This window comes from Herpetosiphon sp., from assembly GCF_003512625.1.
Classification (GTDB): domain Bacteria; phylum Chloroflexota; class Chloroflexia; order Chloroflexales; family Herpetosiphonaceae; genus Herpetosiphon; species Herpetosiphon aurantiacus.
This window is the reverse complement of record NZ_DOPT01000023.1, coordinates 75,828-91,766: the sequence shown is the minus strand read 5'-3', so window position 1 is coordinate 91,766 and position 15,939 is coordinate 75,828. Positions and strand designations below refer to the sequence as shown.

General features: G+C 50.6%; 14 protein-coding genes. 3 read left to right on the top strand and 11 right to left on the bottom strand.

What is annotated here, in order from left to right; translation table 11 throughout:
• Positions 1-91 precede the first annotated feature (91 nt).
• The 8 genes from DEF47_RS05595 to DEF47_RS05560 all read right to left on the bottom strand — a co-directional run bounded on the left by DEF47_RS05595 (position 92) and on the right by DEF47_RS05560 (position 8,874).
• Positions 92-601 carry a YajQ family cyclic di-GMP-binding protein gene (locus DEF47_RS05595; protein WP_041304793.1) on the bottom strand — a complete coding sequence of 170 codons (510 nt, stop codon included), beginning with the start codon at positions 599-601 and terminating at the stop codon, positions 92-94.
• Positions 602-668: 67 nt separating this feature from the next.
• Positions 669-1,469, bottom strand: a complete 801-nt coding sequence (locus tag DEF47_RS05590; RefSeq protein WP_041304791.1) for a helix-turn-helix domain-containing protein — start codon at positions 1,467-1,469, stop codon at positions 669-671.
• 323 nt (positions 1,470-1,792) lie between these two features.
• Positions 1,793-2,044: a hypothetical protein gene (locus tag DEF47_RS05585; RefSeq protein WP_012191569.1), complete on the bottom strand. Its 252-nt coding sequence runs from the start codon at positions 2,042-2,044 to the stop codon at positions 1,793-1,795.
• A gap of 29 nt (positions 2,045-2,073) precedes the next feature.
• On the bottom strand, positions 2,074-2,592 hold the full coding sequence (locus DEF47_RS05580) for an FHA domain-containing protein (protein WP_012191568.1): 519 nt from the start codon (positions 2,590-2,592) through the stop codon (positions 2,074-2,076).
• A 9-nt stretch (positions 2,593-2,601) separates the two neighbouring features.
• Positions 2,602-3,873, bottom strand: coding sequence for a vWA domain-containing protein (locus tag DEF47_RS05575; RefSeq protein ID WP_012191567.1), 1,272 nt, complete (start codon positions 3,871-3,873; stop codon positions 2,602-2,604).
• Positions 3,870-5,039, bottom strand: coding sequence for a PP2C family protein-serine/threonine phosphatase (locus DEF47_RS05570; RefSeq protein WP_012191566.1), 1,170 nt, complete (start codon positions 5,037-5,039; stop codon positions 3,870-3,872). The genes DEF47_RS05575 and DEF47_RS05570 overlap by 4 nt, the downstream gene beginning before the upstream one ends.
• A gap of 11 nt (positions 5,040-5,050) precedes the next feature.
• Positions 5,051-7,375, bottom strand: coding sequence for a serine/threonine-protein kinase (locus DEF47_RS05565; RefSeq protein ID WP_012191565.1), 2,325 nt, complete (start codon positions 7,373-7,375; stop codon positions 5,051-5,053).
• Between the two features lie 356 nt (positions 7,376-7,731).
• Positions 7,732-8,874, bottom strand: coding sequence for an FtsW/RodA/SpoVE family cell cycle protein (locus DEF47_RS05560; RefSeq protein WP_012191564.1), 1,143 nt, complete (start codon positions 8,872-8,874; stop codon positions 7,732-7,734).
• A gap of 357 nt (positions 8,875-9,231) precedes the next feature.
• On the opposite strand from DEF47_RS05560, the gene DEF47_RS05555 reads away from it, so the two are divergent.
• The 3 genes from DEF47_RS05555 (at position 9,232) to corA (ending at position 12,853) form a co-directional block, all read left to right on the top strand.
• Complete coding sequence (locus DEF47_RS05555) at positions 9,232-9,975, top strand: response regulator transcription factor (protein ID WP_287045013.1); 744 nt, start codon at positions 9,232-9,234, stop codon at positions 9,973-9,975.
• Between the two features lie 42 nt (positions 9,976-10,017).
• On the top strand, positions 10,018-11,808 hold the full coding sequence (locus tag DEF47_RS05550; protein WP_012191562.1) for a TolB family protein: 1,791 nt from the start codon (positions 10,018-10,020) through the stop codon (positions 11,806-11,808).
• A gap of 70 nt (positions 11,809-11,878) precedes the next feature.
• Positions 11,879-12,853 carry a magnesium/cobalt transporter CorA gene (corA, locus tag DEF47_RS05545; protein WP_287045012.1) on the top strand — a complete coding sequence of 325 codons (975 nt, stop codon included), beginning with the start codon at positions 11,879-11,881 and terminating at the stop codon, positions 12,851-12,853.
• Between the two features lie 162 nt (positions 12,854-13,015).
• On the opposite strand, the gene DEF47_RS05540 is transcribed toward corA, so the two are convergent.
• From DEF47_RS05540 to DEF47_RS05530, 3 genes are all read right to left on the bottom strand, one after another.
• A complete protein-coding gene (locus DEF47_RS05540; RefSeq protein ID WP_012191560.1) occupies positions 13,016-13,762 on the bottom strand; it encodes a winged helix-turn-helix domain-containing protein in 747 nt (248 codons plus the stop codon).
• A gap of 316 nt (positions 13,763-14,078) precedes the next feature.
• Positions 14,079-14,942, bottom strand: coding sequence for a carbohydrate ABC transporter permease (locus DEF47_RS05535; protein ID WP_287045011.1), 864 nt, complete (start codon positions 14,940-14,942; stop codon positions 14,079-14,081).
• A 22-nt stretch (positions 14,943-14,964) separates the two neighbouring features.
• Positions 14,965-15,876 carry a carbohydrate ABC transporter permease gene (locus DEF47_RS05530; protein WP_012191558.1) on the bottom strand — a complete coding sequence of 304 codons (912 nt, stop codon included), beginning with the start codon at positions 15,874-15,876 and terminating at the stop codon, positions 14,965-14,967.
• Between the last annotated feature and the right edge of the window lie 63 nt (positions 15,877-15,939).

Below are 15,939 nucleotides of genomic sequence, written 5' to 3'. Positions count from 1 at the left end.
CCCCCTGCGTTTCCCGCCTCGAGGCGGGACGGAAGGGTGGTGTTCCCAATCCATGCTTACAAAACATACCCTTGTGAGGGCATTCGATTGTTTAGCGATAATTGTTGAATTGCAATGGCAATGGAAAATCGTCGCCGCGTTCGCGCAGCAGGCTCATCACTGCTTGTAATTCGTCTTTGCTTTTCGATGAAACCCGCAGCGAATCGCCTTGGATGCGAGCTTGAGCCTTGGGAACCTCGGCCTTAATCAATTTTTGAATTTTCTTGGCAATATCATCGGCAATGCCTTTGCGCAAGGTAATCACTTGGCGAATCTTCATGCCGCCAATTTCCTCTGGCTCGCCAAAATCGAACATTTTGATCGAGAGATTACGCCGTAATGCTTTGGTTTCGAGCAGATCGCGGACTGCATTTAATGCCAATTCGCTGCTGGTAACAATCGTAATATCCTTCTCGCCAAGCGTAATATCGGTATTGGTATCTTTCAAATCGTAGCGTGTGCCAACATCACGTTTGGTTTGATCAACAGCATTAATCAATTCTTGACGATCAAAATCTGAAACCACATCAAAACTAAATTCAGCCACAAAAAGCCTCCCCATATACTTGCTAGATTTACGAATGCAGCTTTAACTATACCCCAAGAATTGCTAACAGCATTCAGCGAGTTTAGTTGGGCGTATAGATGGTGGTCACAACTTGGTTGGGTGCACCCATGCGAACTGGCGGCTTGCCATTGTGAATCACCTCGACCACGGCAGCGTTACCAGCCTTGACCTGAATCGTTTGCTGCGCTGAAAATGTCTGCGTCCAGCCGTTATTTTGAATCCCTTCAATCGTATTTTGGCCATCAACCAAGACCTGCAACCACGACGAACCGCCATCAATCCGCAAGACAACCTGGACTGGCACATCTTGGGTCGGAGTTATCGTAACGGTTGGGGTTGCCAATGGATTAATTGGCGATGGGACAGAACCATCGGGATTGGTTGGTTGAGCGGTTGGGGTTGCGAGTAAGGTTGGGGTGGCAATAGCCAACGTCGTGGTTGCACCACCAGACACTGACGTACTATTGATTGTCGTAAGCCCAAGCGCATTCAGCGTCAGATAGCCAATGACGACCAACGCCAGCACCACCAAAATTACCGTCCAAAGACTGGGCAGAAAAATCGTGTTCCGACGGGGTGGCACTGCGGCTGGCACAATCCGGATCGGGGTTGAAGCACCGCGCTCAATCCGATACAGATCGATCAACTCATCTGCGGGCAGATTCAAATATTGAGCATAATTGCGAATAAAACCACGGGCATAAACATCGCCCGGCAGATGATGATATTCACCATTTTCGAGGGCCGCCAAATAGCGTTGGATAATTCGGGTTTCACTTGAAGCTTGAGCCAGTGAAATGCCACGGGCTTCGCGGGCTTCGCGAAATCGAAGGCCTAATCTGTTTTGTCCAGCGTTTGTCATGCTTTGCCTTGTGCCATGATGATGGTTGTCTGCATGCTGGTATTCGTCCATGGGGAACGGAGTGGATGAAGGTGCAGTTGTGGCAACGCTGCCACCAAGCAATCTCATGTTCACTATAACTGGGCCCAATCGGACGAATGTCCGTAAGAAACAAGCCATGCTTGCCTCAGCCACAGCGCATTATACCACAGCCACTTTTGCGCTCTGTGAAAAATGAGAAACTAGGATTAACAATCGTTAAGAATCCCTTGGCACTGACTTCGATCATCACCGAAGCCACCACCAAGGGATTGTAATTGTAGATTGTTCGATTTGGGCGAACGTTATGCGTCGCGGAAGAAGTCGATCACATTGCCGCGTTCTTCTTCGCTGACCATCATTTCGATAAACGTTACCCGATGCCACGGGTAAATCACCGATTGCACCCCACCACCAATATACGGCACATCTTTGCCATCACGACGGCGCATATTGCTAACCCGAATAAAGGCATCGGTTGGCTGGGGATCTTCTTCCATCTCAGCGACAATTGGATCTTCGCCGCTCAAGTGCAAAATAACAATTCGAGCACCCATAGAAAAACTCCTTTTATCAGCTATAACAGCTATTGGCTAGTCAACTCAATGCGTAACAGAATATTGCCCAAACGCACTTCATCGCCATGACGCAAGGCTTTAGGGCTATTGGCAGCCAGCTTTTCACGGTTGATAAAGGTGCCATTCGAGCTACCTAAATCTTCGAGTGTGCAAACATTGCCGCTTTGAATGCGAATAATTGCATGACGACGTGAAACGCCAGCCTCTAAACCACCATCGGTTGAAAGATCAATATCGGGGTAGAAACTGCCCTTGCTATCTTGGCGACCAATCACAATTGGCTGGTTGGTATTGAAGCCAAGCTTACGTCCGCTATTCAGAATCACCACCCGCAACACCGGAATTGCCGTATCGCGCGGTGGCGCAGGCGGTGGAATGACTAAATTACCAGAGCCACCCGCCATGGTTGCTGCGCCAAGTGAGGCAGTCGTTTCACGAATGCGCGAGGGCAAAAACGACGAGCCACAATCAACGCAAAAGAAGGTGCCTGGTAAATTTTCGGTTTCACACGCTGGACACTTAATCATAACAACTTCCTATTGCTCTCCGCCCCGTTCGCGAGCGACCAAGCCACGGGTGCCGTATTTAATCCGTTTGCGACCTTCATCGCTGGTTGTGCCGCTACGCAACAGGCGGGTGGCCTCTTCTTGAACGGTTTGGGCAAGCTCAGTTTGGCCCGATTCGAGCAAGCGTGTGCCAGCCATGCGTAACTTTTTGGTCGCTTCCTCGATGTTGCCTTGCTCAACATGTTGCCACGCCGAGGCTTGCAAACGATAGGCCACGGTGCGTTCGAGCCAATGTTTAACCACGCCATCAACATCAGGCCGAATTTGCTCGGCAGGCCGTACCGGCAGTTGGACATCGACCTTGGTTTGTAAGGCTTGGCTACTGATGCTGGGCACTTCGTAAAACATCTCGATCCGACAGATCGTTTGATTGCCTGCGGGCAGCGGCGGCACGACCAGCTCTAACAAAAAGATTTGATCTTCGCGGCCAACCCACTCGCCCAGTGGCATACGCCACAGCGTTTCGTTATGCAATTGTGGGGTGAGCGCGGCAATAAATGGGCGCACCCGAAACAGCGAACGAATTTCAGCCTGCGGGTGCAGATGGAAACGCATTTCAACTTTATGCGCCATCACATTTTGCAAACGTTTGATCTCGTCAGAGAAAACGTTGACAATTTGCTGAGCATTGGTGATATATTCGGTGCGGCTGTTTTCGGCTGAGGCGATTGTTTCGAGCAGATCTTCATTCCACTCATCGCCAATGCCCAAGGCTGTAATGCCGATGCCTTTGGATTGAGCACGCCGCGCAATTTCGACACAGCGGCTTTCATCGCCATAAGTACGGCCATCGGTCAACAAGACCATACGGCTGATGCCGCGGCTCATCATAGGGCGTGAAATTTCCTGTAAGCCCATCATCATGCCTGTGGCCATCTCAGTGCCACCTTTGGCCTCGATCATGCCAATCGCGCGTTTAATTTGGTCTTTATCGTTGGGGCGTTGGCAGGGTACAACCACCTCAGCCCGATCGTTGAACGACACCACCGAGAAATAATCTTGGCGATTGAGCTGATTAACGACGTTATTACAAGCCTCTTTGACTTGGTAAAGCCGTTCGCCGCGCATCGAAGAGCTACGATCAACAATAAAACCAAGGTTGACCGGAATCGCCAAATCGGCATCGGGAATGCCAGCAGGCGAGGCTTCGACCAACAAATAAACAATTTGCGGATCGTTACTTTGGGCAACTGCTGGCCGCCCAGGGGTGATGCGCAGTTGAACCATTGCTTGGGTACTCATCGGAGCGCTCCTTGGCCTTGCAAGGGTGGCAATGAAACAACCACCGCGCTAATGTTATCTTCGCCACCGGCTAAGTTGGCGCGGGCAATCAAACGCTGGCAGGCATCTTGCGGCCATGGCGTTTCGTTGATGATTGCAGCCATCTCATCGTCGTCAACCATACTCCATAAGCCATCGCTACACAATAACAAATGGCTGATACCCTCAAGGCTTTGGTAGATTGAATCGACTTGGATCTCCGGATGTTGGCCAACGGTGCGATAGAGTTGGTTGCGCAGCGGGTGATTGCGGGTTTCTTCTTCGGTCAATTGACCCATCGCAATCAAGCGCCCCACGGTGGAATGATCAGCGGTGATCAGGCGGAGTTTGCCATCGCTCATGGCATATAGGCGACTATCGCCAACATGGGCAATATACAAGCCATCGCCAACCAATAAGGCAGCAGTACAGGTCGTGCCCATATCGGTGCCACGCGATTGAGCTTCGTTCCAGATGCGGGTGTTGGCATCTTGCACGGCGCTCATCATCAGCAAGGGCAGTGGGTTACCAGGATCTTCATCGGCCATTGCTGGCAAGGCCATTTGCTCCAACACCGCGATCATCACGGTTTCGATCGCACGGCGCGAGGCGATTTCGCCGCCTTCGTGGCCACCCATGCCGTCGGCAACCACAAACAGGCCCACGCTGATATCGTGCTCGCCATCGGGCAAACTCATCAAGCTTGTGTAAACACTATCTTGATTATTACGGCGAATGCGGCCAATATCGCGGGCGGCCCAACTGGCTAGCCCACGGGTTGAGACCGCTTTAGCAACGATCGGCGCAGCACTAATATCGCGGGTTCCGAGATAATTCGTGCCATCAGGATCGCGCTCGGGCAGTTGCTCAGGGTCAAGTGGCGCGGTCGTTTTTTGCGAACGCTCGGTTGCCACCGCGCCAGCAGTTTGGGCTGCTGGCAATTCGGCCAGTGGCTCGGCGCTGATCAATGGCTCGGTTGGTACCTCAGTTGCAGCAACCGCAACAACCTCGATTGGCGTTTCGGCTAATGCCTCGCTAGCAACTGGGCTAGCGACAGCAACAGGTAACTGATCGGTTGTAGTAGAAGCTGGATCAAGCGTGCTTGGCTCAGTTGAAGTACGCCCGAATAATTTACGAAAAAATCCCATGGCGGACTCTCCTAAGCACGTAAGGCATAGACCTGGTGATCCATCGACCCGATATAGACGACCCCTTCAACAACCGCTGGGGTCGAAACGATTGGGCCTTCGCAGGTATGCGTCCAAACAGGTGTACCCGATCCAGCGTCGAGACAATAAACCGTGCCATCAGCCGCGCCAATGTAGATTCGGCCTGAATCGGCAACGGGTGATGAAACGATTTGTGCTCCGGTATTATATTGCCAAACTTGTTTGCCATTTTTGAGATCGACTGCATAAATATTGCCGTCAATCCCGCCCACAAAAGCTCGATTACCAATGATAATTGGCGACGAATTGACGTAGTGGCTGGTGCGGAATTTCCAGATCGGCCAACCACCTTCAAGGTCGAGCGCATGCAAATTATTATCCATACAGCCAACGAGCACCATCTTATCGTTAGCCGTGGCGCTTGAAACAATCCCACCTTGGAGTTTTTGCTTCCAACGAATGCCGCCCTTGAAGAGATCAAGCGCCACAATGCTGCCATCGCCCGAGCCAAAAATCACCATATTACTGGTCAAACAGGGCGAGGAACGAATCCATTGCCAGCCGCGATAGCGCCAAATCTGGCGACCATTGGTGGCATCAACCGCATACAAGTGGTAATCGTCGGAGCCAAAATAGACCAAGCGATCTTGGACGCGGGGCGATGAGCGCACCGGTTTTTCGGTACGAAAGACCCAGCGTTGCGTGCCAGCACGGGTATCAAAGGCATAGACATTGCCATCATCCGAGCCAACAATCACTATATCATCCCAAACTGTGGGTGTTGATGAAATACCGCCCTCGGTTGGCTTCTTCCAGCGAAATTCCCCGCGCTTGGTATCAATTGCATAGAGGTTGGTATCGTAGCAACCGATGTAGAGCGTACCATTGCGCACAAATGGCGATGAACGCACCTCATCTTCACAGCGGAACTTCCAAAGCACCTCGGCATTTTTGCCGCCACGGCGAATAGCGGCACCAAAGGCCGGAGTTGCTGGTGCTGCCACTGCAACCCCAGCGGGGGCAAAGCCTGGCACGCTCAACAAGACCGACTGGAATTCAGCCGCCGAACCCCAACGATTGGCCATATCGTATTCCAGCGATTTCATCACAATCGCTTCAACTTCTGGCGAAACAGTTGGGTTCAATTGACGAATTGGGCGATCACCGAAGGTAAATGGGGTTTCCAACCGCGGGTCAATATTGGTCAGCAAATGGTGCAAGGTTGCGCCCAAAGCGTAGACATCACCCCGTGCTTCGGCAACCCCACGATATTGTTCAGGCGGCGAGTAACCTTCCGTGCCAATCATCGTGCCTTTTTTATCGGTGCGGGTAAAGACCCGCGCAATCCCGAAGTCAATCAGCACAATCCGATCAGTTGGAGTCACAATTATATTCGATGGTTTTAAGTCGCGGAAGATAATTGGCTCAGGTTCATGGCCATGCAGATAATTCAGCACATCGCAGAGTTGAATTGCCCAACGCCCAACTTGTTGCTCTTCCAAAGGGCCGTTGGCTTTTTCGAGCACGGTTTCGAGATCATGACCTTCGATTAATTCCATCACCAAATAGGCGCGGCCTGCTTCCTCGAAGAAGTCGTAGACTTTGGGAATAGCTGGATGGTTGAGGGTCGCCAATAACCCAGCTTCGCGTTCGAAGTTCTTCAAGCTCAATAAACGGGTTTGCGAATCGAGCGAGCTTTGGAACATCTCTTTGATCGCGCAAAAACGGGTTACATCTTTAAAACGGGTGTCGCGGCCCTTGTAGACCACGCTCATCCCGCCGATGCCTAAAACGCCTTCAACCACATAGCGCCCTTCGAGTACCGTGCCAGCTTTGAGCGCTGGCGAACTGGATTGGGCATTAGTTGGCTCGGCAGGTTTGGCTCCCGGTTGCTGCAAACGGGTGGCATCGGGGTTAGGCGCACGATTGCGAATATCCTCGGTGCCTAAGCGTGAAACCCCTTGATTGCGTAAAATTGAGCCAACACGATTGCTAACGCTACGGGTAGCATCAGGATTTTGATTGATTCCACGGGTGGCATCGGGGTTTTGGTTGATCCCACGGGTGGCATCAGGATTGGCCGGCGGAGCGATGCTGCGAGTTGAATCATTGCCCGCAGCGATTAAGCCACGAGTCGAATCGGCATCGGCTGGAGCAATCGTGTGGGTTGCATCTAAGCCGCGAGTCGAGTCATCGCTGGTTGGTTGTGGAGAGAAAGTACGTGTTGCATCATCGGCCTGCCCGCTTGACGAGCCAGCATCTGGCCCATCGATTGGGGTTAAACGCGATGTCCCACCTCGTTTGATTAACGCCATACAGCCCCCTTGGCTTTAAGGAACGATCAATGCGCGGCTTGCCGAAGTAGGGGTGATGTTGTAGGACAGCAAATAAACAAGAGCATAATAATAATTGCTACCAACATCCCAACCCACCTACAACTACTGCATCTCGCAGGAGCTTCTTCAAAGGTTTTGGTTGAATCAATCCAAGCACCTTTGTAGGAACAATGTTGATCAAGCTTATCAAGAAAGAAAATGTTACGATGTATTATACGAAATCGCCCGAAGGCGGGCAAGGTAGTTGGTTAGGCAATTTTAATTAACGTGCTGGGTCTGCGGGTGGTTTATTCACCGCAACCGATCGTCAAATAGTCCTCAGTTGATCTAGTACCTTAATTAAATGACCAACGTTTACTGCGAATCGAGACGCTTAGCACTACACCGATGCCCATCAAAACCGTCAGGGTAAACGAGCCACCATAGCTCAGAAAAGGCAGCGGAATTCCAGTCATGGGCATCATAATCAAGTTCATGCCCATATTTTCGAGACAATGCACCAACAACAGGCCAGCAACCCCAGCCGCCATCAAACGCCCAAAAGGGTCACGTGCTCGCTCAACTACGCGCCAAATTTGCCAGATGATGATTAATTGCAACACAATCACGACTGCCGCGCCAATAAAGCCTAACTCTTCCGCCGTAACCGCGAAAATAAAGTCGCTCTCTTGAACGGGCAAATAGTTCAATTGGCTTTGCACCCCGCGCAACAAGCCCATGCCGCCAAGGCCACCATTGCCAATTGCCAAACGCGATTGAATAATTTGCCAACATGCTCGCATCCGAAACTCTAAATCGGTTTCGCAACGCTCAGGAGTAAGAAACACGGTCAAGCGTTCGCGTTGATATTCATCAAATTTGAGCCATGCTAAGACGACCACCGGCGCACTGAACAGGGTCAAGATGCCATATTGTACCCAACGGGTATTGGCAACCAACGACATCACTAGCCAAATGCCGATCATCACCATGCCTGAGCCAAAATCAGGCTGTAGCATAACCAAGCCAAGGGGTACGGCTAAAATTCCCAACGAGATAAAGACCGATTTCCAAGGGCTAGGCTCATCGCCATGCTTGCTCCAAAATGCGGCAAGCGCGATGATCACCATCAGTTTGGCTGGCTCGGTTGGCTGAAACGAAAGTTGGCTTGAGCCGATCCAGCTTTGCGCACCATATTTAACTTGGCCTAACGCCACCACCATGCCCAAAAGCCCAAGCGCAGCGATATATAAAACAATCGCTAACGAACGCAGCAATTGATAATCGACCATGGCCAGACCAAACATCAGACTAATGCCCATGCTGACCCAGACAATATGTTTAGCAAACGAAGAACCTAGCCCAAACACCAAGGTTCCGGCGGCTCCAACCGTGGTTGTATAGACCATTGGTACGCTAATTGCCAGCAAGAGCAAGACCGCAACAACCATAATTGGATTAAACTCGCGCCAAGAACGAGCGCGAATGCTAGTGGACATAATAACCCTCCTGACTCAAAATAATACCATATTGGCTAGCTGCTTGAGATCACCCATGACCAAGCACCCTTAGCCTGAGCCAGCGTAGCAGCATTATATCAGTTACGATTCACGCGCTAACCATGGCGATCGGCTAAAGTAGGGCTTAAAGTCGGATGAGCGATTATTAATTGTCATCAAATTGTTGGGAATAAGGCTAGCCGATTCGCTATAATTCAGTGTATTATCAGCAGATAGCATCATCTGCTATCCCACTAACGTTTAACCTCAATCAATGCTGATGCTCGTCGTCGTGTATAATTGCGCATATCATCGCTTACCGAGGGTATGCCTAGGATTCCAGAAAGAGTGGATCGTATGCAAGCATCTGCGGAAAACTCGCGCCGACGTGGCGAGTCGAGCGCCAAAACCAATATTGTGTTGGTTCATGCCCATACAATTTATCGTGAAGGCTTACGCTATCATTTCGGCCAAGTACCACGCTATAAAATTATTGGTGAGGCCAGCAATGGACAGCAAGCCATTCGTTTGGTCGATTATAGTAACCCCGATATTATTGTGATGGATGTCGATTTACCAGGGGTCAACGGAATTGAAGTCGCTCGCACAGTCAAATTAAATCATCCCAATATTGGCGTAATTTTGCTCAGTGATATCAACGATCAAGAAGGTATTGTAAAATCATTGCGAGCAGGTGTGGCCGCCTATCTTTCACGCACAATCGATTGGGATGATCTGATCAATTCGGTCGATATGGTGCGCTCTGGCAATTATCCAATTAATGATTTGGTGCTGAATACCCCAGCGGTCGCTGCTGCTGTGATGGATTCGTTTCGCCAATTGACTATGGATACGCATACCGAGCATGTCTACTCGCCAATGTCACCGCGTGAAATTGAAGTTTTGGAATTGGTAGCGGCGGGGCAAACCAATAAAGAAATTGCCGCCCGCCTCGAAATTAGCAATCAAACTGTCAAAAATCATATTTCATCAATTTTGCGCAAATTGGCGGTCAACGATCGCACCCAAGCTGTGGTATTTGCATTACAGCGCGGCTGGATTAAAATTGTGCAAAACGATAATTCGTTTTCTGGCATGTAATTGCGGCGTTAGCGCCGATTTGGATTGTCCAAGGAGTGTCGTTTGAAGTTGTTGTTACGGCAACGTGTGAGTTTAGCCTTGGTTGTTGTGGCGCTCGCAGCATGTCAACAAGCCCCACAGCCCACTGCTCGCCCGTTACAAAATGAGCTAACTATTCTCGCCTTAACTCCGACAGGCACGGCTACTCCTACGGCAACGGTGACATTAACGCCTGCACCTGCGTCGCCAACAACCGAGCCTTCGGCTACCCCAACCCGCACAGTTGGCCCTTCGCCTACCAAAGGCGCTTCTCCAACCGCTGGCCCTTCACCAGTCGGTACACCTCGGGCCACTCCCGCGAGTACCCCAACTGCCAATCAAAGCAGTAGTTTTTGTACGCAGCCATTTGGGGCGGTAACCGACGAGCGCTTCAGCGCCCGCTTAAATAACGCTGGGCTTGATCGCACGCCCAATGGCGATCGCTTATTCTTAGAATTAACCTCCAGCAGCGGCCCCGTCAACGGTGTCGTGCGCTGTGTGCCTCCAGCAGCGGCCCAATTGCTCGCAGGCGATAGCGCAATTGCCAGCGTGATTCAAATCGATCTGCCGCTATGGCGACACGATGATCTCTGGCGTTCATCGTCGGTCACGCTCACCAAAGTGCTCAAACTTGATACGCTGCAACATGTACGCTCAGTCGTTTCGCAATCTAGCAGCGATTCAGCTGGGGTATTAATTGAAATTGGGCTGGATCAGGCTTTGCCATTTACGGTGCAGCTCGATGGCGGACGCTTAAATGTGGTGATTGCTGATAGCGCTACCGCCACGCTGGGCGATGATCCACTAGCCAAGAGCAATGGTTCACCCAGCGCACCCAAGCAACCAGTTGTGTTTGCCAGCAAAGGCGATTTGTATCGCTACGAAAGCTCGCGAGTCGTGCCAATTACCACAACCTTGGCAATTGAAAGTGCAGTGGCAATCAGCCCTGATCGTACCCAAATTGCCTTCTGTCGCGCCAACCCCGATGGCTTGCCAACCCAAGGCGCACTCTGGACCAGCACAATTGATGGCGATAATGAAACCTTGGTCGCTGATGTTGGTGGTTGTGCCGAGCCTGCTTGGTCGCTTGATGGCGGGATCATTTGGTTTACTGCCCCTTGGAGCGATGCGGCCCCTGATAGCTATCGACTCTGGCAGGTGAAAGCCAATGGCGGCGATGCGAGCGCGGTCTCGCCGCTCGACGAGTGGAGCCGCCGTATGCCGCATGCCTTGCCCGATGGCTCAGTACTGACGGTTGGCCATACCGATGGCGGTCAAGGTGGCTTGTTGATCAGTAATCCGTTGAGTGGCACTGATGGATTGCTTGGCCAAGCGAGCTTGGGCAATTATCGCAGCGTTGGTCAAGCCCAAGTTTCGGCTGATGGCACCCGGATTGCCGTCGAAGCGCTCCGAGCTGATGGTGGCGCGGATCTCTTGGTGCTCGACCAAACTGGGAAGCAACTCGATGCAATTACCGACCAATGGTGGGTACGCCCGCTCTCGTGGAGCAGCGATAACAAACTCTACTATTTAAATGTGGCTTGTCGTAGCGGCCAAGTATTGAATTATAGCCTGCACAGTCGCCAAGGCAGCAACGATAGTCAAATTATCAAAGGTGCAACCCTTGGCGATTTAGGTTCAGTCGCTGTGGTTGATGATGCGCTGTTGTATGTTCGGGCTTTACAATCGCCCGACAACGAACGTGGTGCAGAGCCTATGATTAGCGGCCCTAGCGAGTTGTGGTTGTATGATCTTTCGAATACAGCTCGTACCCGCCTGATTGCCGCCGATGATGGAATTACCAGCGTCAAGTAAGCCTAGATTGCATCGATAGTTTGGGGCAAGTCGCAGGACTTGCCCTTTTTGCTCATAAAAGATGGTGTTTATGTTTCAAGCACTGTATAGCTTGCCCGACCAACCATTACGCAAAATCAAGACTGTTGAAGAAATTCACGACCTCCATGCCAGCGGCGAGGGCATGCTGTGGGTCAATTTATACGCCTGTCAGCAAACCGAATACGACACCTTCTTACGCGAGATATTTCATTTTCACCCGCTAGCAATCGAAGATACGCTGAGCACCGGCTATCAACCACCCAAAGTTGATGATTTTGGCGATCATCTGTTCATTATTGTGCATACACTGGCAGTGGGCGAGGATGTTTCACGCCTAAGTACCGATGAACTTAATTGCTTTTTAGGCCGTAATTTTGTTGTAACGACCTCGCATGTACGCTTAGCAGCTTTGGATACCGTTTGGGATCGGGCGGTACGTGATGGCCGAATTCTGGAGCGCGGAGCCGATTTCTTGGCCCATGCCGTGCTTGATGCCGTTGTTGATGAATTTCTACCTTACCTTGATCGGATTGATGAAGAGGTCGATTTTCTCGAAGATAGCATCATTCAAGACCCTAAGCCCAGTGCTTTACGCCGCATTTTGGAGCTTAAGCATAGTATTTTGGCCTTACGACGGGTTGTATCGCCGCAACGTGAAGTAATGCAGCGGCTCTCACGCGGCGAGTTCGACCTGATTTCGCGCAATTGTGAAATTTACTTTCGCGATATTTACGACCATTTGGTGCGAATTACCGACCTCAGCGAAGGGGTGCGCGATGTGGTTGGCAGCACCTTGGATACCTACCTCTCGGTTTCCTCGAACAAAATGAATGAAATTATGAAGGCACTAACGATCGTCAGCACGATTTTTCTGCCACTAACCCTCGTTACCTCGCTGTATGGGATGAATTTTGATCTGATGCCTGAATTGCACTGGCGCTATGGTTATTTGATGGTTTGGGCAATTATGCTCGCGATCACCATTGGAATGCTCTGGTTTTTTCGGCGGCGACGTTGGCTCTAGACTCCATGGAATGATTAACGTAATAAGCCTTCGAAGAGACTAGTTCTCTTATAGGGGTCAGGGCAGGTGCCAATCAATCTCCGATAGCCCAAAGCCAATAGCCCTTCGTAACTTTGCGTCCTTCATAGAGCAAAACCATCCCTAACAATCAATTTTCAATGCTTACAATGAGCCACCATCGGCCAGTTTATAGCCAACCCCACGCACAGTCAGGATGCGGCGCGGCTTGGATGGTTGCTCTTCGATTTTTTCGCGCAAACGGCGCACACACACATCGACCAAATTGGTTTGGCCAACATATTCGTAGCCCCAAACTTCACGAAACAATACTTCACGATCAAAAACTTGGCCAGAGTTGGCTGCTAGGAAATAGAGCAACTCGAATTCCATCGGCGTAAGATTAACGTCCTCGCCCGCAAGCAGCACTTTATGCCGTGGCTCGTCAATTTCTAAATCGCCGATGCGCACAATTGGCGAGGCCTTACGATGTTGATAGCCCTCGACCCGCCGAATAATTGCTTCAACCCGCGCTTGCAACTCGGCAGTACGAAATGGCTTGGTAATATAATCGTCAGCGCCGAGTTCAAATCCATGTACCACATCATCGGTGCCATCACGCGCAGTGATAATGATAATTGGCACATCGGAGCGTGCACGAATCCGCTCAGTCACCGTAAAGCCATCAATATACGGCATCATCACGTCAATCAGCAAGAGTTGGTATTCACCATCGCGATACATTTTGAGCGCTTCGAGGCCATTGGAAACCGTCACAAGTTGATAACGCTGGCCGCTTAACGCCACCTCAACCAAGCGCAAAATCGCTGGATCATCATCGGCAACCAGAATTTTACGTTGATGGGGATTGTTATCTTCATGGCGTTCGTTGGTTCGGTTAAGCAGCCGCATACGAGCACTCCTTGCACAATTAACCAATCTCTGTGTATGCTACCAAGAAAGTGTGCTTTCGGCTAGGGCTATTTATGCTTAGCCACTCTGCTAGCTCTCTGTTGGAGGAGAATGCCGGAGGTTTTAATTCCCTACACGCTTTAAAGAACTACTGGTATTTCGTCGGTTTCATCATTTCTCAACCCTTCCGTCCCTCCGCTGGAGGGAAACGCAGGGTGTTTTCATCCCCCTGCACCCCCTAAATAACATGCAGAGGCCAGCAATGGTTGCTTGATGAAATTAGAAATTTGAGTTGAGTCCGTATAAAGCCTAATTGTTACCCCTTGACCGTACCAGCAGTGAGGCCACGAATCAGTTGGCGCGAGAAAATGAGGTAGAGCACTAAAACCGGGGCAATTGCCAAGGTCAGCATCGCTAGCAAGGCGCTCCAATCGGTTTGGAATTGACCAAGGAATTGTTGTGCGCCTAGCGTGAGCGTGCGTGAAGCCTCACCAGGAGCTAAAACCAAGGGAAACCACAGATCATTCCAAATTGGCAGCATCACGAAAATTGCCAAGGTCGCGAGGGCTGGGCGCATCAAGGGCAGAACCAACCAAAATACTTGATATTCGTTGGCTCCATCCAGCCGCGCCGCATCCTTGAGGTCGGTTGGCACTTGGCGCATATATTGCGAAAGCACAAAAATTGCCATCGGCAAGCCTTGAGCGCTATACACCATAATCAATGACCAGATCGTATCTTGCAGATTCAGGGTAACCATCAATTTGAGAATACTCACGGTTGCCAACCGAATCGGAATCATCAAGCCAATCAGGGCATATAAGGTCAAAAAGCCGCGCCCGCGAAAACGATATTCGGTCAAACCAAAGGCAGTCATTGCACCAAACAGCAAAATCAGCAAAATTGAGCCAAGCGTCACCATCAAGCTATTGCCGAGATAGCGAAAGATTGCCGTTTGTTCAAAGACGGTGGTATAGCCAACCGGATCAAAATTTGCGCCAACTGGCAGCGAGTAGGGTTGTTGAAAAATTGCTTGCGAGCCTTTGAATGAATTCATCACCACCAAAACCACCGGCGCAATCGCCAATAGGGTATAGCTGCCCAACACCGCATGCACCAGCAATGGTGTGAGCCAGCGGCTCGGGCGTAGTGCCTTTGGTGAGGCTTTGGGTTGCGCCATTGATGGTTCACTCACAAGCGAATTAGAGCTCATAGGTTACAACCTTACGTTGCCAGCCCAGCAAATACAACAGGCTGCCAAATAAGATAATTAAGAAAATGATCACGGCAATCGTCGTACCCATGGCATAATCGCCAAGTTGCAGTTGGAAGCCATAGAAGGTGCGATAGAAGAAGGTTCCGAGCAAATCGGTCGAAAAGTTTGGCCCGGCCAGCGCTCCCTTGGCGGTATAAACCAAATCGAAAGCATTAAAATTGCCAATAAAGGTCAAAATGCTCACAATCCCAACGGTTGGCAAGATTAGCGGAAACTTGACTCGCCAGAACAATTGCCAAGCACTCGCTCCATCAACTCGCGCTGCTTCCAAAATATCTTGGGGCACGGCCAAGAGCGCCGTCATAAAAAAGAGCATGGGAATACCGACAAATTGCCAAATTGAAATTAAGGCAATTGTTGGCAACGAAGTGCTTTCTAAGCCGAGCCATGGCCGATAGCGCACCCCCAAAAATTCACTAATAGCTGGGGCAATGCCCCAAGTTGGGCTAAGAATTAGTTGCCACACAAAGCCCACAATTACAAACGAAAGCATGGTTGGCGAAAATAGCAGGGTGCGGTAGATGCTGCGCCCACGTAGGTTTTTGCTATCCAACAGTGCTGCCAACAACAAGCCCAAGGGGTTTTGTAACACCATGTGTAAAATAAAAAAGAGCACGGTATTTTTGAGTGCCCGCCAAAAATAGGGCCACCACTGGCTATCGGTAAATAAGCGTTGATAATTACTTAAGCCAACAAAACTCTCGCCATTAGAGCTAAACAAGCTCAAACGCAAGGTATCAAGCAAGGGGAAAACCATCACAATGCTATACAGCAACAGGGCTGGCGCTAGAAATACCGCAATATGCCAGCGTGGGCGCGATTTGTTGGGGCGCAACATAGGCAAACTCTTTCAACAAACCAGCTACCTCGCCAATAATTCAGCGAGGTAGCCTTACTTTGG